20 protein-coding genes and 1 pseudogene are annotated in these 19,728 nt (G+C 67.2%); 8 read left to right on the plus strand and 13 right to left on the minus strand.

Annotated elements, in window-relative coordinates; all coding sequences use genetic code 11:
• Window positions 1-2 precede the first annotated feature (2 nt).
• The 11 genes and pseudogenes from D3874_RS07535 to rpsF all read right to left on the minus strand — a co-directional run bounded on the left by D3874_RS07535 (window position 3) and on the right by rpsF (window position 11,031).
• Entirely contained in the window at window positions 3-782 is a 780-nt protein-coding gene (locus D3874_RS07535) for a CvpA family protein (protein WP_119777533.1), read from the minus strand.
• Window positions 783-784: 2 nt separating this feature from the next.
• Window positions 785-2,191 carry a DNA repair protein RadA gene (gene radA, locus D3874_RS07540; RefSeq protein WP_119777534.1) on the minus strand — a complete coding sequence of 469 codons (1,407 nt, stop codon included), beginning with the start codon at window positions 2,189-2,191 and terminating at the stop codon, window positions 785-787.
• Window positions 2,191-2,964 carry an ABC transporter ATP-binding protein gene (locus D3874_RS07545; RefSeq protein WP_119777535.1) on the minus strand — a complete coding sequence of 258 codons (774 nt, stop codon included), beginning with the start codon at window positions 2,962-2,964 and terminating at the stop codon, window positions 2,191-2,193. Before D3874_RS07545 ends, radA begins: the two co-directional genes overlap by 1 nt.
• Entirely contained in the window at window positions 2,961-3,737 is a 777-nt protein-coding gene (locus D3874_RS07550) for an MlaE family ABC transporter permease (protein WP_119777536.1), read from the minus strand. Before D3874_RS07550 ends, D3874_RS07545 begins: the two co-directional genes overlap by 4 nt.
• The gene (gene alr, locus D3874_RS07555) at window positions 3,734-4,822 is read right to left on the minus strand and encodes an alanine racemase (protein ID WP_119777537.1); all 1,089 of its coding nucleotides are present in this window, start codon (window positions 4,820-4,822) and stop codon (window positions 3,734-3,736) included. The genes D3874_RS07550 and alr overlap by 4 nt, the downstream gene beginning before the upstream one ends.
• Window positions 4,819-6,446 (minus strand): annotated as a pseudogene (locus D3874_RS31925) (replicative DNA helicase). Before D3874_RS31925 ends, alr begins: the two are co-directional and overlap by 4 nt.
• A gap of 28 nt (window positions 6,447-6,474) precedes the next feature.
• Window positions 6,475-8,160, minus strand: coding sequence for a YbaL family putative K(+) efflux transporter (gene ybaL, locus D3874_RS07565; protein WP_119782199.1), 1,686 nt, complete (start codon window positions 8,158-8,160; stop codon window positions 6,475-6,477).
• 175 nt (window positions 8,161-8,335) lie between these two features.
• The gene (locus tag D3874_RS07570; RefSeq protein ID WP_233559869.1) at window positions 8,336-9,511 is read right to left on the minus strand and encodes an SAM-dependent methyltransferase; all 1,176 of its coding nucleotides are present in this window, start codon (window positions 9,509-9,511) and stop codon (window positions 8,336-8,338) included.
• A 273-nt stretch (window positions 9,512-9,784) separates the two neighbouring features.
• Window positions 9,785-10,333, minus strand: a complete 549-nt coding sequence (gene rplI / locus D3874_RS07575) for a 50S ribosomal protein L9 (RefSeq protein ID WP_119777539.1) — start codon at window positions 10,331-10,333, stop codon at window positions 9,785-9,787.
• A gap of 12 nt (window positions 10,334-10,345) precedes the next feature.
• The gene (gene rpsR / locus D3874_RS07580; RefSeq protein ID WP_119777540.1) at window positions 10,346-10,615 is read right to left on the minus strand and encodes a 30S ribosomal protein S18; all 270 of its coding nucleotides are present in this window, start codon (window positions 10,613-10,615) and stop codon (window positions 10,346-10,348) included.
• On the minus strand, window positions 10,612-11,031 hold the full coding sequence (gene rpsF / locus D3874_RS07585) for a 30S ribosomal protein S6 (protein WP_119777541.1): 420 nt from the start codon (window positions 11,029-11,031) through the stop codon (window positions 10,612-10,614). The genes rpsR and rpsF overlap by 4 nt, the downstream gene beginning before the upstream one ends.
• 347 nt (window positions 11,032-11,378) lie before the next feature.
• On the opposite strand from rpsF, the gene fabD reads away from it, so the two are divergent.
• The 7 genes from fabD to gmk all read left to right on the plus strand — a co-directional run bounded on the left by fabD (window position 11,379) and on the right by gmk (window position 17,464).
• Window positions 11,379-12,323, plus strand: a complete 945-nt coding sequence (fabD, locus tag D3874_RS07590) for an ACP S-malonyltransferase (RefSeq protein WP_119777542.1) — start codon at window positions 11,379-11,381, stop codon at window positions 12,321-12,323.
• A 12-nt stretch (window positions 12,324-12,335) separates the two neighbouring features.
• Window positions 12,336-13,076, plus strand: a complete 741-nt coding sequence (gene fabG / locus D3874_RS07595; RefSeq protein WP_119777543.1) for a 3-oxoacyl-[acyl-carrier-protein] reductase — start codon at window positions 12,336-12,338, stop codon at window positions 13,074-13,076.
• 230 nt (window positions 13,077-13,306) lie between these two features.
• Entirely contained in the window at window positions 13,307-13,543 is a 237-nt protein-coding gene (locus D3874_RS07600) for an acyl carrier protein (RefSeq protein ID WP_119777544.1), read from the plus strand.
• Between the two features lie 40 nt (window positions 13,544-13,583).
• Window positions 13,584-14,846: a beta-ketoacyl-ACP synthase II gene (gene fabF / locus D3874_RS07605; protein ID WP_119777545.1), complete on the plus strand. Its 1,263-nt coding sequence runs from the start codon at window positions 13,584-13,586 to the stop codon at window positions 14,844-14,846.
• Window positions 14,847-14,865: 19 nt separating this feature from the next.
• Window positions 14,866-15,840: an endolytic transglycosylase MltG gene (mltG, locus tag D3874_RS07610; RefSeq protein ID WP_119777546.1), complete on the plus strand. Its 975-nt coding sequence runs from the start codon at window positions 14,866-14,868 to the stop codon at window positions 15,838-15,840.
• A gap of 75 nt (window positions 15,841-15,915) precedes the next feature.
• Window positions 15,916-16,803 carry a YicC/YloC family endoribonuclease gene (locus D3874_RS07615; protein ID WP_119777547.1) on the plus strand — a complete coding sequence of 296 codons (888 nt, stop codon included), beginning with the start codon at window positions 15,916-15,918 and terminating at the stop codon, window positions 16,801-16,803.
• Between the two features lie 25 nt (window positions 16,804-16,828).
• The gene (gmk, locus tag D3874_RS07620; protein WP_119777548.1) at window positions 16,829-17,464 is read left to right on the plus strand and encodes a guanylate kinase; all 636 of its coding nucleotides are present in this window, start codon (window positions 16,829-16,831) and stop codon (window positions 17,462-17,464) included.
• On the opposite strand, the gene D3874_RS07625 is transcribed toward gmk, so the two are convergent.
• The gene (locus D3874_RS07625; RefSeq protein WP_147385560.1) at window positions 17,439-18,035 is read right to left on the minus strand and encodes a hypothetical protein; all 597 of its coding nucleotides are present in this window, start codon (window positions 18,033-18,035) and stop codon (window positions 17,439-17,441) included. The genes gmk and D3874_RS07625 overlap by 26 nt on opposite strands.
• Between D3874_RS07625 and D3874_RS31120 the strand changes: the two genes are divergently transcribed.
• On the plus strand, window positions 17,920-18,873 hold the full coding sequence (locus D3874_RS31120) for a TetR/AcrR family transcriptional regulator (protein WP_274380574.1): 954 nt from the start codon (window positions 17,920-17,922) through the stop codon (window positions 18,871-18,873). The two genes, D3874_RS07625 and D3874_RS31120, sit on opposite strands and share 116 nt — an antisense overlap.
• On the opposite strand, the gene D3874_RS07635 is transcribed toward D3874_RS31120, so the two are convergent.
• Entirely contained in the window at window positions 18,854-19,705 is an 852-nt protein-coding gene (locus D3874_RS07635) for a dienelactone hydrolase family protein (RefSeq protein ID WP_119777551.1), read from the minus strand. The genes D3874_RS31120 and D3874_RS07635 overlap by 20 nt on opposite strands.
• Window positions 19,706-19,728: the final 23 nt, after the last annotated feature.

The following is a 19,728-nucleotide window of genomic DNA, read 5'->3' on the forward strand; positions in this document are numbered from 1 at the left end:
CCTCAATTCTGGTTGGTGGTACCAACGCTGTTGATCAGGCGGTTGAAGTCGTTCACCTGCTCGGTCGAATAACCGGTTTCGGGCTTGCCCGTGGATGGCGCGCTGCCCTGCGGTTTCGGCGGGGCGGGGGGCGGTGGCGGCGCGACCGGGGTCGTGGCAGGGGCAGGGGCGGGGGCGGGTGTGACCGCGGGGCTCGAGCCGCCCAGGGCCGGGGCCAGCGATTCCAGCGCCCGGGCTCCTTCGACCAGACCGCCGCCCTGGGTCTGCAGGCGGGTCAGGGTCTCGGGGCTGCGCAATTCGGTCGGCAGCAGGTCGAAGACGATCTCGGCGCCGGCGCGCACGATGGGCAGGGTCTTGGCCTCGCGCATCCAGGCGGGATCTTCCGGTTCGCGCACCAGGTTGGTGACCACCAGATAGGCGACCGCCACCACCGCGATGCCGCGGGCGACGCCGAAGACGAAGCCCAGCGTCCGGTCCAGCGGGCCGACCGCGCTCTTCTGGACGCGGCTGGCGATGACATGGGTGATGATCGAGAAGACCAGCAGGGCGACCAGGAACGGCGCGCCCACGGCGATGGCCTTGGCGATGGTTTCGTTGCCGGTCGCCTGCAGGGCGAAGGGCTCGACCTGCTTGTAGAGATAGAGGGCGGCGAAAGCGGCGCCCACCCAGGCGGCGATCGACAGCACCTCGCGGGTGAAGCCGCGGAAGAAGGCGAACAGCGCGGACAGCACAACAAGTGCGATGACCACCCCGTCGACAATGTTGAAGGGCAGATCGGACATGATCAGCGATTCCTCGGAGGGTGGCCTGCTTGGGTCCCTGATCCATCTCCTACAAGGCGATGGACCATGTCTGCAAGTCGAGAGATCTCCGTAACACGCAGACTTGCCGCGCGTTTTGTCCCACCTGCGGGGATAAGTGCCTGCTCAAAGCCTAATTTGGCGGCTTCCTTCAATCTTGCCTCGCTCTGGGTGACCGGCCGAACCTCGCCTGTCAGGCCGATTTCACCAAATACCACCATGCCCCGGGGCAGGGCGATGTCGATCATGGCGGATACAAGGGCCGCGGCAACGGCTAGATCGGCACCAGGTTCGTTGATGCGCAGGCCGCCCGCGACGTTCAGATAGATATCCCGGGGCCCGAATGCAATCCCGCAGCGGGCTTCGAGTACGGCCATGACCATGGCCAGGCGCCCGGCGTCCCAGCCGATCACCGCCCGGCGCGGGGTGCCCAGGGCGGATGGTGCAACCAGGGCCTGAATTTCCACCAGCAGCGGCCGGGTTCCCTCGATCCCGGCGAAGACCACGGTGCCCGAGACATCCTCCCGCCGTTCGCCCAGGAACACGGCCGAAGGGTTGGGCACCTGCGAGAGGCCGGCATCGGTCATCTCGAACACGCCGATCTCGTCGGTCGGCCCGAAGCGGTTCTTGACCGCGCGCAGGATGCGGAACTGGTGGCTGCGCTCGCCTTCGAAGTAGAGCACGGTGTCGACCATGTGCTCGATCACGCGGGGCCCGGCGATCTGGCCGTCCTTGGTGACATGGCCGACCAGGATCACGGTGACGCCGCGCCCCTTGGCATAGCGCACCAATTCGCCGGCCACGGCCCGCACCTGGGAGACGGTGCCCGGTGCCGACTCGATGTTTTCCGCGAACATGGTCTGGATCGAATCGACCACCACCACGTCGACCTTGCCGGCCCCGTCCAGGGCCGCCAGGACATTGGCCAGGTTGGTTTCGGCCAGCAGCTTGACCGGGGCCTGGCCCAAGCCTAAGCGCCCGGCGCGCAGGCGGATCTGGTCGATCGCCTCCTCGCCCGAGATATAGGCGCAGTTGCGGCCCAGCCTGGCGAGGCTCGCCACCACCTGGAGCAGGATGGTCGACTTGCCGATGCCCGGATCGCCGCCCACCAGCAGGGCCGAGCCGGGCACCAGGCCGCCGCCGGCCACGCGGTCGAATTCGTCGATGCCTGACGGCAGCCGGGGCGGCGGGGCCTCGCCGCCGGTCAGGTCGGCAAAGACGGGCGCGCGGCCCTTGCGCTTGGCCTTACCATTCAGGCCGCCGGGCAGGGCCACGGGGGCCGCCTCTTCGACCATGGAATTCCAGGCGCCGCAAGCCTCGCAGCGCCCGCCCCATTTGCGCGCAGCCGTACCGCAGACCTGGCAGACCCAGCTTTCGCCGCCCTTGGCCATCAGGGCTTCAAGACATCCATGGTGATCGGGCCTTCCGCCCGGCCATGGATGAACTGGTCGACGTAAGGATTGCCGCTGTTGTCGATGTCGTGCTTGGGGCCGTTCCAGATGATCCGGCCCTTGTAGATCATGGCCAGCCGGTCGGCGATCTTGCGGGCCGAGGCCATGTCATGGGTGATGGTCAGGGTGGTCGCCCCCAGATCCTTCACGCATTCCACGATCAGGTCGTTGATGACATCGGCCATGATCGGGTCGAGGCCCGTCGTCGGCTCGTCGAAGAAGATGATTTCGGGCTCGGTCGCGATCGCCCGCGCCAGCGCCACGCGCTTCTGCATCCCGCCCGACAGCTCGGCCGGGAAAAGCTCGCCCACATCGGCCTTCAGGCCGACCCGCCCCAGCTTTTCATAGGCGATCTCGCGCGCCTTGGCGCGTTGCATGCCGCGCCCCTGGATCAGGCCGAAGGCGACGTTCTGCCAGACCTTCAGGCTGTCGAACAGGGCGCTGCCCTGGAACAGCATGCCGAACTTGCGCAAGTAGGCGTCCCGGTCCGAACCCCTGAGACCGACCACGTTCTGGCCGTCGACCTCGATGCTGCCGGCGTCGGGCCTGATGATGCCCAGCACGCATTTCAGCATCACCGACTTGCCGGTGCCCGAGCCGCCGATCACCACGAGGGAGGAACCGCGCTCGATCTCGAGATCGATGCCGTCCAGCACGACCTTGCGCCCGAAGTGCTTGGCCACATGGTTGAGTTTGAGCTTCGGCACGGTCATTTGGCGAAGAACAGTTCGGTGATGAGGTAGTTCACGGCCAGGATCAGCACCGAGGCCGAGACCACGGCATTGGTCGTCGCGGCCCCCACGCCCTGGGCACCGCCCTTGCTGTGATAGCCGTGGTAACAGCCCATCAAGGCCAGCACGAAGCCGAAGGCGGCGGCCTTGACCAAGCCCGAGATCACATCCATCGGCTGGAGGAAGTCGGCGGTCGCCTTCAGATAGGTCCCGTAGTTGAAGCCCAGCCTGGTCGTGCCCACCAGATAGCCGCCCATGACGCCGATGATGTCGGCGATGAGCACCAGCAGGGGCATGGTCAGGGTGGCGGCGATCAGGCGCGGCGCCACCAGGTACTTGAAGGGGTTGGTCGACAGGGTGGTCAGGGCGTCGATCTGCTCGGTGACGCGCATGGTCCCCAGTTCGGCCGCCATGGCGGCCGAGACGCGGCCGGCCACCATCAGGCCGCTCAGCACCGGGCCCAGCTCGCGGGTGATGCCGATCACCACGATGGTCGCCACGGCGCTTTCGGCGTTGAAGCGGGACGAGCCGATATAGATCTGCAAGGCCAGCACCATGCCGGTGAACAAGGCGGTGAGGCCGACCACGGGCAGCGAGAAATAGCCGATCGACAGCATCTGCCGGCCGATCAGGCCGAAATAGATCGGCGGCCGGACGATGTGCTGCACGCCGTTGCCGGCGAAGATCGCCAGCCGGCCCGCCGCCGCCAGGAAGGCGAGAAAGACGCGCCCGACAATGGCCAGGGGATTGTTCATGACTCCCCGCCCAGGTAAGTGCGGGCAAAGCGGGCGCCCAGGCGGGTCAGGAACTCGTAGGGCACGGTGCCCATGGCCTGTGCCACGTCCTCGATCGCGAGACCGTCGCCCACCAGCACCACCGGCATGCCAGGGGCCGACAGGGCGGGCGGAATGTCCGTCACATCGATCGTCATCAAGTCCATGGATACACGCCCCAGGATCGGCACCAACCGGCCGGCGACCCGTACCTTGCCGCGATTGCCCGCGGCCCGCAGATAGCCGTCGGCGTAACCGACCGCCACCGTCGCCACGCGCGTCGGCCCGGTCACTTCGTGCGCCGCACCGTAGCCAACCACCTCCGGCCGGTCAATCTCACGCACTTGCAGGATATCGGACTCGAGCCGGATCACCGGGGCGACCGGCGATGGCCGGCTGGGCGTGGGATTGGCACCGTAAAGGGCGATGCCGGGCCTGGTCAGGGCGAAATGGAAGTCGGGGCCGAGCAGGATCCCCGCGGAGTTGGCCAGGGCCAGGCGGGCGCCGGCCAGCGCCTCGATCCGGCCGGTTACGGCGATGAAACGCCGCCGCTGCTCGGCGTTCAGCGGGTGTTCCGGCGTATCGGCGCAGGCCAGGTGGCTCATGCCGACCGTCAAGTCGATCCCCGCCAGGCGCTCGGGCGCCGCCACCAGGGCGTCGACCTCGGCGGTGCTCAGGCCCATGCGATTCATGCCGCTGTCGACCTGCAGGGCGGCATGCAGGGTGCGCCCCGCCGCCCGGGCAGCACTCGCCCAGGCCTCGATATCGCGCAGGCTGCTCAGGACCGGGGTTATGCCATGGGCGATGAATTCGCCGGCGGTACCGGGCGCAATGCCGTGGAGGACGAACACCGTCGCATCGGCGGCCAGGTGTGGCCGCAGGCTCAGGGCCTCGCTCAGATGGGCGACGAAGAAGTGACGGCAGCCGGCGCCATAGAGCGCGCGCGCCACCGGGACAGCGCCCAGGCCATAGCCGTCGGCCTTGACCGCGGCACCGGTCGCGGCCGCGGGGGCCAGGGCGGCTAGGGCCCGCCAGTTGCCGGCAAGGGCGCCCAGGTCGATGGTCAGCCGGCTGGTCGCGCCGAGGGGAGGGGCAGCACGTCAATAGGGCCATCTGGCAGGTGGTCGTCGATGGCGGCGTTCTGGAACAGGGTCAGCGAGGCCTCGAAACGCAGCTTGACGGTGCCCGTGGGGCCGTGGCGCTGCTTGCCGATGATGACCTCGGCCAGGTTGTGGACCTGGGCCATTTCCTCCTGCCACGCCGCATGTTCCGGCGTGCCCTCGCGCGGTTCGCGCCGCAGGACGTAATATTCTTCGCGGAACACGAACATGACGACGTCGGCGTCCTGCTCGATCGAGCCCGATTCGCGCAGGTCCGACAGTTGCGGCCGCTTGTCCTCGCGGCTCTCGACCTGACGCGAGAGCTGGGAGAGGGCAATGACCGGCACGTCCAGTTCCTTGGCCAGCATCTTCAGGCCGCGGGTGATCTCGGAGATTTCGCCGACGCGGTTCTCGACCCGCGACTTGCCGGAAGGGTTCACGAGCTGCAGGTAATCGACCACGATCAGCCCCAGGCCGTATTGCCGCTTCAGCCGGCGCGAGCGGGTGCGCAGGGCCGAGATGGTAATGCCGGGGTGTCGTCGATGTAGAGCGGCAGGCTCTGCACCTCCTGCGCCGCCTGGACCAGTTGGTGGAATTCCTCGGTCGTCATCTGGCCGCGGCGGATGCGCTCCGAGACGATCCGCGCCTGTTCCGACAGCATGCGCATGGCAAGCTGTTCCGACGACATTTCCAGGCTGAAGAAGGCGACCACGGCACCGTCGGTGGTCTGGTTGCGACCCGAGGCGTCCTTGGTGAAGCGGGCCGCGCGGGCGGCATTGAAGGCGATGTTGGTGGCCAGCGCGGTCTTGCCCATCGACGGGCGCCCGGCCAGGATCAGCAGGTCGGACCGGTGCAGGCCGCCCAGCATGCGGTCGAGGTCGATCAGCCCGGTCGAAACGCCGGTCAGCCGGCCATCCGACTTGAACGCCCGTTCGGCCGCTTCGACCGCCTCCGTCAGGCCCTTGGAGAAAGGCTCCAACCCGCCGTCGCGGGTGCCCGATTCGGCCAGCTTGAACAGCTTGCCTTCGGCTTCCTGGATCTGCGCTTCGGCATCGCTGTCGATGTCGGGCTCATAGGCGGTGTTGACGATCTCCTCGCCGACCTGGATCAGCTCGCGTTTCAGCGCGAGGTCGTAGATCGCCCGGCCATAGTCGCCGGCGTTGATGATGGTGACGGCATTGGCGGCCAGGCGCGCCAGGTAGGACGGGCCGCCGATCTCGGCCAGGGCCGGGTCGTTCTCGAAGAAGGGCCGCAGGGTGACGGGCGTGGCGATCTGCTGGCGCTCGATCAGCTTCAGGGCGTGCTCGTAGATGCGCTGGTGCAGCGGCTCGTAGAAATGCTGCGCCAGAAGGAATTCGGTAACCTTGGCGATCGCCTCGTTGTTGACGAGGACGGCGCCGAGCAGCGCCTGCTCGGCCTCGAGATTGTGGGGCGGCGTGCGGTACTGCGGCTCCGGCCCGGCATCGTTCACGGCGAAGGCCTGGGTGGGAAGGTACGGGCGGTATCCATCGGCGCAGTTTAACCAAGCGGGGCCGGGAAGCGAATGGGGATGGCACCGTCCGGGTAGGCATCCGGCGCGAATCTTATCCACACCCTGTTGAGAACGGGGGCAGTTGTGTTCAGGCCGCCGGCGCTGCCTCGGGAAAGGCCTGCTCCACCATGCCCCGGGCGATTTCCCGCTCGCCCATGATCACGCTCGAGGCGCCCAGCGACAGCAGGTACTCGACCTCGGCATCGGAATGCGCCCGGGAGATGATGGCCAGCGCCGGGCTGGCGGCGCGCGCCTGCTGCACGATCTGGCCGGCCTCGAACGATTCGGGAATCGCGACGAACAGCAGCCGGGCGCCGGCGACATTGGCCGCCGACAGCAGCTCGGCCGTCACGCCGTTGCCGTTCAGCGATTCGATGCCCCGCGCCTTCAACGCCGCAAGACGCGCCGGCTTCTCCTCGATCACCAGGAAGGGATGGCGCTGTCGCTCCAGCGCGTCGACGATCAGCGTCCCCACCCGACCGAAGCCGATGACGATGGCATGGCCGGTTTGGCCCGTGGGGAGCAGGGCGGCCTCGTCGGCATCAGGCGCCGGTGCATCGGGCCGGGCCGTGTCCGGCTTTGCCTCGGCCCGCGGCTTGACGCGGTCGAGCAGGCCGAACAGCAAAGGGTTGATCACGATCGAGATGATGGCCCCGGCCAGGATCAGATCCTGCCCCGCCGCGGGCAGCAGGCCCAGGCCCAGGCCCAGCGAGGCCAGGATGAACGAGAATTCGCCGATCTGCGCCAGGCTGACCGAGATGGTCAGGGCGGTGTGGGTGGGATGGCCGAAGAGCTTGACGATGCCGAAAGCGGCCAGCGATTTGCCCAGAATGATGATCGTCACCGTCGCCGCCAGCGACAGTGGGTCGTCGAGCAGCTTGGCCGGGTCGAACAGCATGCCGACGGAAACGAAGAACAGCACGGCGAAGGCATCGCGCAGCGGCAGGGTTTCTTCCGCGGCCCGGTGGCTCAGCTCGGACTCGCTCAGGATCATGCCGGCGAAGAAGGCGCCCAGGGCGAAGGAGACCCCGAAAAGCTGGGCCGCGGCATAGGCAACGCCCAGGGCGATCGCCAGGACGCACAGCCGGAACAGCTCGCGCGAGCCCATGTGGGCGATGGTGTGCAGGATCCACGGGATGACCCGCCGGCCGACCACCAGCATCAGCACGACGAAGGCGGCAACCTTGCCCAGGGTGATGGCCAGGGCTTCGAGGATGGCGCTCCAGTCCTGGGCCGCTTCGCCCCCGCCCAGGGCATCGGCCAGCGCCGGCAGCAGCACCAGGGCCAGGACCATGGCCAGGTCCTCGACGATCAGCCAGCCGACCGCGATCCGGCCGCGCTCGGTCTGCAGCAGGCGGCGTTCCTGCATGGCCCGCAGCAGCACCACGGTACTGGCGCAGGACAGGGCAAGGCCGAAGACGATGCCCGCCCCGATCGACCAGCCCAGCCCCCAGGACAGGGCAAAGCCCAGCGCCGTGGCAATGGCGATCTGCACGATCGCGCCCGGAACGGCGATCGCCTTCACCGACAGCAGGTCCTTGAGCGAGAAATGCAGGCCGACCCCGAACATCAGCAGGATGACGCCGATTTCGGCCAGTTCAGCGGCGAGGTGGGGATCCGCCACGAAGCCCGGCGTGGCCGGCCCGACCATGACGCCCGCCAGCAGATAGCCCACCAGCGGCGAGACGCGAAAGCGACTGGCGATCGCGCCCAGCACGAAAGCCAGGCCCAGACCGATGACGATCATGCTGATCAATGGCGTCTCGTGCGGCATCCCCTGCTTGATCTCCCAGGCTGCGGGCAAGGAGGAACGCTGACGCGAAACCCTGCATCATCTTGAAAACTCAACCGAATTGGTCGATTTCCACCATTATGGTTGACAATGTTCGTCCACGGCAAGCGCGGCGCAGTGAAATTTTTGCTCGACCCTGCCGAGCCACGCAGCGTGGTTACTGCGCCGCGTCGTGGACCCGCTGATCCTCCGGTGCCTCATAGAGGTAGTCGCGGGTCATCGGCACGATGCCGGCGTCATGGGCGAGCTGGACCTGGAAGACGACCTGGCCGCCTTCGCGGAACGACGCCTCGCTCGAGGCCAGGTACAGGTTCCACATCCGGCAGAAGCGGGCATCGTACAGCGCCTCGGCCTTGTCCCAGTTGGCCAGGAAGCGGCGGCGCCATTCCTTCAGGGTCTCGGCATAGTGCAGGCGCAGGATTTCGACATCGGTCGCAACCAGGCCGCTGCGCTCGACCGAGGCCATGAGTTCCGACAGGGCCGGGGTGTAGCCGCCGGGGAAGATGTATTTGGCGATGAAGCTGTTGGTGGCGCCGGGCGGGCCGCTGCGGCCGATCGTGTGCAGCAGGGCGACGCCGTCGGGCGCCAGCAGGGACGACACCTTGTTGAAGAAGGTGTCATAGAAGGCGGCGCCCACATGCTCGAACATGCCGACCGAGACGATGCGGTCGAACTGGCCGTCGATCTTGCGATAGTCGACCGGCTCGAAGCGCACCCGGCCGGCCAGCCCGGCCAGTTCGGCCCGCCGGCGCGACAGGGCCAGTTGCTCCTGAGACAGGGTCACGCCGACGACGTCGACGCCGTAGTTGCGCGCCAGGGTCAGGCCCAGGCCGCCCCAGCCCGAACCGATGTCGAGCACGCGCATGCCCGGCTCCAGGCGCAGCTTGGCGGCGATATGGGCCTTTTTGGCCGCCTGGGCCGCCTCCAGCGACAGGCCGGGCGCGGGGAAATAGGCGCAGGAATACTGGCGGTCGGCATCCAGGAACAGGTCGTAGAGTTCGCCCGACAGGTCGTAGTGGTGGGCGACGTTGCGCCGGCTGGCACCGGGCAGATTGAGCTGTTCGAGCCGGCGGAAGACGACCCGCAACCGCTGGCGCAGGCGGGCAAGCCCGCTCAGGCCGACCTTGTCGAAGTTCATCACGGCGACCAGCACGATGTCATAGAGGTCGCCCTCTTCGATCGTGATGTGGCCGTTCATATAGCCTTCGGCAAAGCCCAGGCTGGGATCGAGGGCTGCCTTGAGCAGGGTCGCCCGGTCGCGCACCCTGAAGGTCGGGCACGGCCCGGGCCCGCCCTCGCCATAGATATAGCGGCGGCCATCGGGACCAATCATCGCCAAGCGTCCTCGACGAATGGCGCTGTGAAGCAACCGGTCGAACAACATCGCGACACCCCCTGCACGTAAGGGCGACGGGCATGCACACCCACTATATGGGTGTGCCCTGGAATCAATTTAAAGAGATGAAAAAATATCCTGCAACATGGAACAACAGGGTGAACCGCCTGCATTTTGTGCATAGCTTGGGCCTGCGGCCCCAAAGACACGAAAAAGCCCGGCGCAGTTGGCTGCGCCGGGCTTGTTCCTGGAAGGCCGAAGCCCTGCCGATCACGCCTCTTCGGCGGTCTCGACCAGGTCTTCGTCGTTGACGACCGACTCGTCTTGCGTTTCCAGCGAGACTTCGCCGGTGGTGGCCTGGACTTCCGCGTCGGCGGCCGAACGGGCGATGTTCACCTGGATGGTGACCGAGACTTCCGGGTGCAGGACGATGCGGACCGGGGTCAGGCCCAGGGTCTTGATCGGCTGGCCCAGTTGAACCTGGCGCCGGTCGATCGAGAAGCCGGCCTCGATGATCGCCGTGGCGACATCGCGGTTGCTGACCGAACCGTAGAGCTGGCCTGTGTCGCCGGCCTGGCGGACGATGACGACGCGCTGGCCGTCCATCTTGGCCGCGACCTGCTCGGCTTCACGCTTCAGTTCGAGGTTGCGGGCCTCGAGCTGGACGCGCTCTTTCTCGAAGCGGGCCAGGTTTTCCTTGGTGGCGCGCAGGGCCTTCTTCTGCGGCAGCAGGAAGTTGCGGGCAAAGCCGTCGCGCACGCGCACGACGTCGCCCATCTGGCCCAGTTTCTCGACGCGTTCGAGGAGGACGATTTGCATGATCTCGCCTCCTTACTTCACGATATAGGGCAGCAGCGCCAGATGGCGCGAACGCTTGATCGCCTGGGCGAGCTCGCGCTGCTTCTTGGCCGACACCGCGGTGATGCGCGACGGGACGATCTTGCCGCGCTCGGAAATGAAGCGCTGCAGCAGCTTGACGTCCATGTAGTCGATCTTGGGCGCATTCGGGCCCGAGAACGGGCATGACTTGCGGCGACGGAAGAACGGACGACGGGCAGCGCCGCCGGCGGCGCCACCGCCCTGGGAATTACGCTCGCTCATAGCTCGACTCCGAATTCTTCACGGTCGCCATAGCCGTCACGATCGCGGCGACGGCCTTCCGAGGCTTCGCGCTTGGCGCGTTCCTCGCGGGCGGCCTTCACCTGCATCATGATCGACGGCGCTTCCGGCAGCTCGTCCTTGCGGATCGTGAGCACGCGGATGACATCTTCGTTCAGGCGCATGTTGCGCTCCATCTCGGCGACCGCGGCGTGCGGGGCGTCGATGTGCATGAGCACGTAGTGGCCCTTGCGGTTCTTCTGGATCCGGTAGGCCAGGTTGCGCAGGCCCCAGAATTCGGTCTTCACGACCGTGCCGCCATTGTCGGTCAGAATCTTGGTGAGATCTTCGACGAGGGTCTCGACCTGCTGGTTCGAGACGTCCTGGCGAGCAATGAAAATATGCTCGTAGAGTGACATTCCGCGCTTCTCCTTCTGGCTTTTCGCGGCCTGGAGTTGGCCCGGACATCCGGGCGAAACCGAACAGGCCTAGCCGGCACCATGCCGGCAAGGAGCGTTGGAAGCGGCGGACTATACATATTTCCACGGGCACCGCAACGGATTCACCCGGCCGCGGGTGGCGCGCGCCCGAAATTTCGTTGCGCCGGCCCCTGGCGCCCCGGCCATTGTAGCGGTGCCACTATTACCTGGGATATCGCTCTTCCGGTGATCGGCGCCGCCCCACGGCGGGACCTGTGGCGCTTGACACCTGCCCCGGTCACGGGCAAACACCCCGCCACTCGATCTTTTCGCAATGGGCCCCCCACATGCGTCGTGCCTTCACTTTCCCCGGCCAGGGTTCGCAAGTCGTTGGCATGGGGCGCGAACTGTTCGATGCCTTTGCGATCGCCCGCCAAGTCTTTGAAGAAGTTGACGATGCGCTGGGCGAGAAGCTGTCCCGCATCACCTTCGAGGGCCCGGCCGAGGCCCTGACCCTGACCGAAAACCTGCAGCCCGCCTTGATGGCGGTCAGCTTGGCCGCGGTGCGCGTGCTGGAAGCGGAATCGGGCAAGAAGCTGGCGCAGATGGCCGATTTCGTCGCCGGCCACTCGCTGGGCGAATACTCGGCCCTGGCGGCCGTGGGCGGCATGTCGCTGACCGACACGGCGCGGGCGTTGCGGGCGCGCGGCCTGGCCATGCAGCGCGCGGTGCCCCTGGGCGTCGGCGGCATGGCCGTTTTGCTGGGCGTGGAATTCGATCAGGCCCAGGCGATCGCGGCCGATGCCTCGACCGGGGGCGAGATCGTCGCGGCGGCCAACGATAACGGCGGCGCCCAGGTCGTGATCTCGGGACACAAGGCCATGATCGAGCGGGCCGGGGTCATCGCCTTGGAGCGTGGCGCCAAGCGCGTCATGCCGCTGGCCGTCAGTGCCCCGTTCCATTGTGCGCTGATGCAGCCGGCGGCCGACGAGATGGCCGAAGTGCTGGCCAAGATCGACATTCTGCCGCCCGCCGTGCCGGTGATCGCCAATGTGACGGCGGCCCCGGTCAGCGATCCCGACACGATTCGCGACCTGCTGGTCGCCCAGGTGACCGGTGCCGTGCGCTGGCGCGAATCCGTCCAGCGGATGCGGGCGGAAGGGGTCGAGCAACTGGTCGAAATCGGCGCCGGCCGGGTCCTGACCGGCCTGGTGAAGCGCATCGACAAGGAATTGACCGCGGTCACCATCAACAATCCGCACGACATCGACGTCTTCCTGAAGACGCTGTGAGAGGGTAGGGCCATGTTCGACCTGAGCGGCAAGAGCGCACTCGTCACCGGGGCTTCCGGCGGCATCGGCGGATCGATCGCCCGGGCGCTCCATGCCCAGGGCGCCACGGTCGGCCTCGCCGGCCGCAAGCAGGAAGCACTCGAGGCCCTGGCGGCCGAACTGGGCGGCGAGCGGGTCCATGTCCTGACCGGCGAACTGGGCGATGCCGCCGCGGTCGAGGCCCTGGCGGAGAAGGCCGAGGCGGCCCTTGGCCAGGTCGACATCCTGGTCAACAACGCCGGCCTGACCCGCGACATGCTGTTCATGCGCCTGTCCGACGAGATGTGGGACGAGGTGATCGCGGTCAACCTGACCGGCACCTTCCGCCTGACCCGGGCGATTTCGCGCGGCATGATGCGGCGGCGTTTCGGCCGGATCATTTCCATCACCTCGGTCGTCGGGGCGATGGGCAATGCCGGCCAGGCCAACTACGCCGCCTCGAAGGCCGGCGTCGTGGGCATGACCAAGTCGCTGGCGCAGGAAATCGCCTCGCGCAATGTAACCGTGAATTGCGTGGCGCCGGGCTTCATTGCAACCGCAATGACCGATGTCCTGAACGACAAGATCAAGGAAGCGACGCTTTCCAAGATTCCGGCCGGCCGATTCGGCAAGTCGGAAGACGTGGCGGCCGCTGTGGTTTTCCTTGCATCGAACGAAGGTGGCTACGTCACCGGCCAAACCATTCACGTAAACGGCGGAATGGCTATGATTTAAGCGGGTCAGGCGCGGATTTCCGCCGAGGCGGCGGCGCTGGCAAAGGTCGTGCGATTATGTTACGAAGCCAGCCGTCGGTTGCCGAGGGAATAGCGCCGGTCGCGGCCGCGTGACTTCTGCCCGCCAAGATCTGGTGCCCGCCATGATCTGGGCGGCTTGTGTGAGCGGACTGCCAGGGTGCATCAACAGGTTGGCGCGAGGCGCCGAGTTTTTAGAGCAGGGGAAATGGAATGAGCGACATTGCCGAGCGCGTGAAGAAGATCGTCGTCGAGCACCTTGGCGTCGATGAGGACAAGGTCGTCGAAAGCGCGAGCTTCATCGATGATCTCGGCGCGGACTCGCTCGACCAGGTCGAGCTGGTCATGGCGTTCGAGGAGGAATTCGGTTGCGAGATCCCCGACTCTGCCGCGGAAAAGATCCTGACCGTCAAGGACGCGATCGATTTCATCAAGGAGAACGTCGCCTGATTACGGCGACGTTTCCCGCAGCAGCACACGCAGACCTCACATGAGGCGCGTCGTCGTCACCGGACTCGGCCTGGTTACCCCGCTCAGCAGCGGGGTCGAGGAGACGTGGCAGCGTCTTCTCGCCGGCCAGTCGGGCATCCGGTCCATCACGACCTTCGATACGTCGGACCTGTCGGCCAAGATTGCGGGCAACGTGCCCCGCGGCGACGGTTCTGACGGCACCTTCAATCCAGACCAGTGGCTGGAGCCCAAGGAGCAGCGCAAGGTCGACGATTTCATCGTCTATGCGATCGCCGCTGCCGTCCAGGCGGTCACCGATTCCGGCTGGGAGCAGCCCTCGCCGGAAGAATGCCTGCGGACCGGTGTCATGATCGGCTCGGGCATCGGCGGCCTGCCGGGCATTGCCGAAGCCGCGGTGCTGTTGCACGAGCGCGGCGCCCGGCGCATCAGCCCGTTCTTCATTCCCGGACGCCTGATCAATCTGGCGTCGGGCCATGTCTCGATCCGCTTTGGTTACAAGGGACCCAACCACTCGGTGGTGACGGCCTGCGCGACCGGTGCCCATGCCATCGGCGATGCCGCGCGCCTGATCGCGCTCGACGACGCCGACGTGATGATCGCCGGCGGTACCGAAGGGGCGCTCTGCCGTCTAGGGATAGCGGGCTTTGCCGCCGCGCGCGCCCTCTCCACCGCCTATAACGAGACGCCCGAAAAGGCGTCGCGGCCCTGGGACAAGGACCGTGACGGTTTCGTCATGGGCGAGGGTGCCGGCATTGTCGTGCTCGAGGAGTACGAGCATGCCAAGGCGCGCGGGGCCAAGATCTATGCCGAGGTGAAGGGCTACGGCCTGTCGGGCGATGCCTATCACATCACGGCGCCGTCCGAGGATGGCGACGGCGGGTTCCGGGCCATGCAGGCCGCGCTCAAGCGGGCGGGGCTGCAACCCTCCGACATCGACTACGTCAACGCCCATGGCACGTCGACCATGGCCGACGAGATCGAGTTCGGGGCGGTGAAGCGCATGTTCGGCAACGCGGCCGCGCAGGTCTCCATGTCGTCGACCAAGTCGTCGATCGGGCATCTTCTGGGCGCCGCCGGTTCGGTCGAGGCGATCTTCTGCGTGCTGGCCATGCGCGACCAGATCGCGCCGCCGACCCTCAATCTCGACACGCCAGCAGACGGCGTCACGGGCATCGATCTCGTGCCGCATACGGCCAAAAAGCGGGAAATCCGCGCCGCGCTGTCGAACTCGTTCGGGTTCGGCGGGACCAACGCGGCGCTGGTTCTGACCCGCGTCGATTGAGCCGGGGGAGCGCGGGCAGATGCTGCGCGCGCTCCTGCTGGGCCTCTTCTCGCTCGCCCTGATTGCGGGCGGCCTCGTCCTCTACGGCTATTTCGAAATCCAGCGCGCCGGCCCGGCAACGCAGCCGGTTACGGTGGTGATCGAACCGGGCACCGGCCTCGAGGGTATCGCGCGCACGCTCGAAGCGGCGAATGCCGTCGATTGGTCGTGGTGGGTGGTCGCGGCGGCGGTGGTGCCGGGCGACGAGCGGCCGCTGCTGGCCGGCGAATATGAAATTCCGCCCGGCGCCAGCGCCTCGGCGATCGTGCGCCTGCTGCGCGACGGCAAGGTGGTGGTTCACCGCCTGACCGTGCCCGAAGGCATGGCGGTCGCCCAGATCATGCGCCTGGTCGAGGATACCGCCGCGCTGTCCGGTTCACTGCCGCCCATGCCGCCCGAGGGCAGCCTGCTGCCCGAGACCTACAACTTCACCCGCGGCGAAAACCGCTCGGCCATGATCGACCGGATGCGCCGCGCCATGGCCGGCACCCTGGCCCAGGCCTGGGAGAAGCGCAGCCCCGACCTGCCTTTCACCACGCCCGAGGAGGCCCTGGTCCTGGCCTCGATCATCGAGAAGGAAACCGCCAGGGACAGCGAACGCCGCCGCATCGCCGGGGTCTTCGTCAACCGCCTCAACCGCGGCATGCGTCTGCAGTCGGACCCGACCGTAATCTATGGCATTACCTCAGGAGCCCGCGGCCTGGGACGGGGCCTGACCCGCAGCGAGCTGGATACCGCCACCCCCTACAACACCTATACGATCCCCGGCCTGCCGCCGGGCCCGATCGCCAGCCCGGGGCAGGATTCGATCGAGGCCGCGGTCAATCCGCTGAAGACCAACGACCTCTATTTCGTCGCCGACGGCAGCGGCGGCCACGCCTTTGCCGCGACCCTCGACGAGCACAACCGCAACGTCAAGAAGTGGCGCGACCTCCAGGCGGCCAAGGGCAATTGAGCCCCCGCTTGTCCAATGCAGGCCCCCATAGTATGAGCGCAGCACCGTTGCCCGCCTGAACCGGAGTCGTCGTCCATGGCCTTGCAGAGCATGACCGGTTTTGCCCGCATCAGTGGCAAGGCGGGCGATCTCGAATTCATCTGGGAAGTGAAATCGGTCAACGGTCGTGGTTTGGAAGTGCGCACCCGCCTGCCCGGGGGCATGGAACGGCTGGAACGCCCGGTGCGCGACCTCGCGGCCAAGCGGCTCAAGCGCGGCAATCTCCAGGCCCAGCTCAACCTGGTCACAGCCGGCGACGGCAATCTGCCCCGCCTCGACCAGGCGGTCCTGTCGCACTATATCAAGGCGGCGAGTGCGCTGGCGGTCGCCCACGGCCTGAAGGCGCCGCGGATCGAAGGCCTGATGGCACTGCCCGGCGTGATCGCCCGCGACGGCGGGACCCAGACGCCGGACGAGGAAGCCCTGGATCTTGCCGTTATCGCGGCCTTCGAGGCGGCGGTGGATGCCCTGAGCCTTTCGCGCAACGCCGAAGGCGCTCATCTGGCGGCGGCCCTCCAGGCTCATCTCGACGAGATCGAACGCCTGACCGATGCCTCGGAAGTGCTGGCGGCGACCCAGCCCGGCGCGATCAAGGCAAGGCTCGAGGCCCAGCTTGCCGATGTCCTGAAGGACAAGGCCGGCAGCGTGTCGCCCGATCGCCTGGTCCAGGAAGTGGCGATGCTGGCGGTCAAGGCCGACGTCCGGGAAGAAATCGACCGCCTGCGGGCCCACGTGGCCGAGGCGCGCAAGTTGCTGAAGGCCGGCGACGGGGTGGGGCGCCGGCTCGATTTCCTCGCCCAGGAATTCAACCGCGAGGCCAATACGCTGTGCTCCAAGTCGACCGACGTCGAGTTGACGCGGTTGGGCCTTGATCTGAAGACCAGTGTCGATCGCCTGCGCGAGCAGGTCCAGAACGTCGAATGACGCACCGCCGGATAGGGAACGGGTAATGTCGCACGGGATCGAACGCCGCGGCCTGATGATGGTGCTGTCGTCGCCCTCGGGTGCCGGCAAGACCACGATTTCCCGCAAGCTGCTGCAAAGCGAGCCGCAGCTCAAGATGTCGGTTTCGGTGACAACCAGGCCGCCGCGCCCGGGCGAGGTCGAGGGCCGCGACTATTTCTTCATCACGCCCGAACAATTCGGCCTGATGGTCAATAGGCGCGAGCTGCTGGAACATGCCAAGGTCTTCAGCAATCACTACGGCACGCCCAAGGGGCCGGTGGCCGAAGCCCTGGCCCTGGGGCGCGACGTGCTGTTCGACATCGACTGGCAGGGCACCCAGCAACTGGTCGAGCATGCCCGCGAAGACGTGATTTCGATCTTCATCCTGCCGCCCTCGACCCGCGAGCTGGAACGCCGCCTGCGCCAGCGGGCGCAGGACCCGGCCGACGTGGTCGCCGCGCGCATGGCCAAGGCCTCGGACGAGATCAGCCATTGGGCCGAGTATGATTACGTCGTCCTGAACGAGGACCTGGAGAAGACCCTGCTTCAGGTCCAGTCGATCCTGCACGCCGAACGGCTGCGCCGCCGCCGCCAGACCGGCCTTGGCGATTTCGTCAAGCGGCTGCGCGACGGCGTGTAATCGCCGGCATCCAGCGGATGACCATCGCCGCGATCACGACGGCGGCGGGGACGAGATAGAACGGATCGTCGACCGAGCGCTTGGCAAAGCCCTGGAAGAAGACGATCCAGACATAGTAACTGCCCACGGTGTGCAGGATCTTCCAGGCGCGCGGCCCGATCAGCGCCGCCGTGCGGTCGAACGAGGTCGCCACCATCGCCGCGATCAGGACATAGGCAAAGCCGCCGCCGATCAGCGTGGGCAGCGGCACCTGGGCGTTGAAGCGCACGGGATCGGCCATGGCAAAGGCCACGATGGCGATGGCATGCAGCCCATGGGATGCCGCAAAGGAAACCCCGACATAGCGGCGATTGCGCCGCAGCCAGCGGGTCGCCGTGCCCGGCCACTGGCGCACCAGGGCCGAGGCGGTAAAGGCGAGGCAGAACAGCACCAGCGAGGTCCGCGCGGTGATGCGGATGACCAGCCGGAGATCGTCCACCTGGCCGCCGCCGGCCAGGACGATCGCCAGGCAGGGCAGGGCGATCAGCATCGCCACCGTGCCGACCAGCGGCCAACCTTGCAGCAATCTCATCGGCGCGCTCCCTCTTTATGTAAGCAATGCTTACACGAGGGCGACGATCACGTCAACCGAATGTACGCGCCGCTTACATCATGTTATCTTCAAGTTCCCTCGCCCCGCTTGCGGGGAGAGGGTTAGGGTGAGGGGTGTTTGGGCCGGCGCACGTCCCCATGGCCCCTCACCCCGGCCCTCTCCCCGCAAGCGGGGCGAGGGAGTAACGGATGAGGAAAGGGATGGTGCAGTCGCGCGCCTATCACCACGGCAACCTGCGCCAGGCCTTGATCGATGCAGCCCTGAGCCTGGCGGCGGAAGGGGCCCGGAGAACGTCACCATGCGCGAGGCGGCCCGGCGCGCCGGCGTCTCGTCGGGCGCGCCGTTCCGCCATTTCGCCGGTCGCACCGCCCTGATGACCGCGGTGGCCGAGGAGGCGATGAGCCGCCTGCGCGCCGAGATATCCCTGGCGCTCGACGCCGTGCCCGGGGCTGCGCCGGCCGCGGTCCTGCGCGCCATGGGCCTTGCCTATCTGCGCTGGGCGCGGACCAACCCGACGCATTTCGAGATCATTTCGGCGCGCCGGCAGATCGATTTCACCGGCTCCGCCGCGCTGACCGGTGATCTCGACCTGCTGCAGGACATGATGGACGAGATCCTGGCGGCGGCCGCGCCGCAGATCGCCGCCGATGCCCGCCTGGTGCGCCTCACCACGCGGGCCCTGGTCTATGGCTTGGCCCGCATGTATGTGGACGGCCAGTTCCCGACCTGGCGGGTGGCCGACGGCGAGGTCGAGGCGGTGATGACCGGCGCGCTCGACCTCTTCATCGCCCTGCTGCTCAGGCCAGCGATGCCTTGAAGAAATCGATGGTCCGGCCCCACGCCAGTTCGGCCGCGTCCTTGTCGTAGCGGGCCTCGTTGGTGTCGTTGTTGAAGGCGTGCTGCTTGCCGTCATAGACGAAGGCCTGGTATTTCACGCCCGCCGCCTTCAGCGCCGCCTCGAAGGCGGGTACGGCGGCGTTGATGCGCTCGTCCAGCCCGGCATAGTGCAGCAACAGCGGCGCCTTGATCTTGGGAACCTCTGCGGCATCGGGCGGCATGCCGTAGTAGACCACCGCGCCCGACAGCTTGTCGCTGGCGGTCGCCAGCCGGCCGGACAGGCCGCCGCCCCAGCAGAAGCCGACAGCGCCGACCTTGGCGCCGGTCGCCGCCAGGAAGGCCACGCCGGCAACCGCGTTGCCCAGGGTGGCGGCGGGATCCAGTGCGCCGATCAGGTCGCGGGCCTTGTCGGCATCGGCGGGGGTGCCGCCGGCAGGGGACAGGAAATCAACAGCGACAGCCCGGAATCCGGCGACGGCCAGGCGCCGCGCCGTATCTTGCGTGTGGGGATTGAGGCCGCGGTTCTCATGGATCACCAGCACCGCCGGGGTGGTCGCGGCCGCCTCCTTGGGCTTGGCCTCGTAATATTTCACCGGGCCGGTGGCGCCGTCGTAGCTGCCCGTGGCGATCGCCAGGCGCGGATCATCCTGCGCCACCACCGCGGCCAGGGCATAGTTGTTTTCCAGCGCCGGCAGCAGGGCAAACGCGGCCGCCGTGCCCCCGGCCAGGCGGGTCAGCCGATCGAGAAACACCCGGCGGTCGAGCGGGGCGTGGGTGTATTCGTCATAGAGGTCGATGATACGTTGATCCATGGCGCTGCCTCCTTCGTTCTGGC

Source organism: Oleomonas cavernae (genome assembly GCF_003590945.1).
GTDB lineage: Bacteria > Pseudomonadota > Alphaproteobacteria > Zavarziniales > Zavarziniaceae > Zavarzinia > Zavarzinia cavernae.

What these genes read in the sequence shown, in the direction of transcription:
- D3874_RS31120 (WP_274380574.1), top strand. Translation starts at nt 17,920, where the DNA reads ATGACCAGCCGGAGATCGTCCACCTGGCCGCCGCCGGCCAGGACGATC.
- D3874_RS07545 (WP_119777535.1), bottom strand. Translation starts at nt 2,964, where the DNA reads ATGACCGTGCCGAAGCTCAAACTCAACCATGTGGCCAAGCACTTCGGG.
- D3874_RS07615 (WP_119777547.1), top strand. Translation starts at nt 15,916, where the DNA reads ATGGCCTTGCAGAGCATGACCGGTTTTGCCCGCATCAGTGGCAAGGCG.
- D3874_RS07535 (WP_119777533.1), bottom strand. Translation starts at nt 782, where the DNA reads ATGTCCGATCTGCCCTTCAACATTGTCGACGGGGTGGTCATCGCACTT.
- D3874_RS07635 (WP_119777551.1), bottom strand. Translation starts at nt 19,705, where the DNA reads ATGGATCAACGTATCATCGACCTCTATGACGAATACACCCACGCCCCG.
- D3874_RS07570 (WP_233559869.1), bottom strand. Translation starts at nt 9,511, where the DNA reads ATGATTGGTCCCGATGGCCGCCGCTATATCTATGGCGAGGGCGGGCCC.
- rplI (WP_119777539.1), bottom strand. Translation starts at nt 10,333, where the DNA reads ATGCAAATCGTCCTCCTCGAACGCGTCGAGAAACTGGGCCAGATGGGC.
- gmk (WP_119777548.1), top strand. Translation starts at nt 16,829, where the DNA reads ATGTCGCACGGGATCGAACGCCGCGGCCTGATGATGGTGCTGTCGTCG.
- ybaL (WP_119782199.1), bottom strand. Translation starts at nt 8,160, where the DNA reads ATGCCGCACGAGACGCCATTGATCAGCATGATCGTCATCGGTCTGGGC.
- rpsR (WP_119777540.1), bottom strand. Translation starts at nt 10,615, where the DNA reads ATGAGCGAGCGTAATTCCCAGGGCGGTGGCGCCGCCGGCGGCGCTGCC.
- mltG (WP_119777546.1), top strand. Translation starts at nt 14,866, where the DNA reads ATGCTGCGCGCGCTCCTGCTGGGCCTCTTCTCGCTCGCCCTGATTGCG.
- D3874_RS07625 (WP_147385560.1), bottom strand. Translation starts at nt 18,035, where the DNA reads ATGAGATTGCTGCAAGGTTGGCCGCTGGTCGGCACGGTGGCGATGCTG.
- D3874_RS07550 (WP_119777536.1), bottom strand. Translation starts at nt 3,737, where the DNA reads ATGAACAATCCCCTGGCCATTGTCGGGCGCGTCTTTCTCGCCTTCCTG.
- D3874_RS07600 (WP_119777544.1), top strand. Translation starts at nt 13,307, where the DNA reads ATGAGCGACATTGCCGAGCGCGTGAAGAAGATCGTCGTCGAGCACCTT.
- radA (WP_119777534.1), bottom strand. Translation starts at nt 2,191, where the DNA reads ATGGCCAAGGGCGGCGAAAGCTGGGTCTGCCAGGTCTGCGGTACGGCT.
- fabD (WP_119777542.1), top strand. Translation starts at nt 11,379, where the DNA reads ATGCGTCGTGCCTTCACTTTCCCCGGCCAGGGTTCGCAAGTCGTTGGC.
- fabF (WP_119777545.1), top strand. Translation starts at nt 13,584, where the DNA reads ATGAGGCGCGTCGTCGTCACCGGACTCGGCCTGGTTACCCCGCTCAGC.
- rpsF (WP_119777541.1), bottom strand. Translation starts at nt 11,031, where the DNA reads ATGTCACTCTACGAGCATATTTTCATTGCTCGCCAGGACGTCTCGAAC.
- fabG (WP_119777543.1), top strand. Translation starts at nt 12,336, where the DNA reads ATGTTCGACCTGAGCGGCAAGAGCGCACTCGTCACCGGGGCTTCCGGC.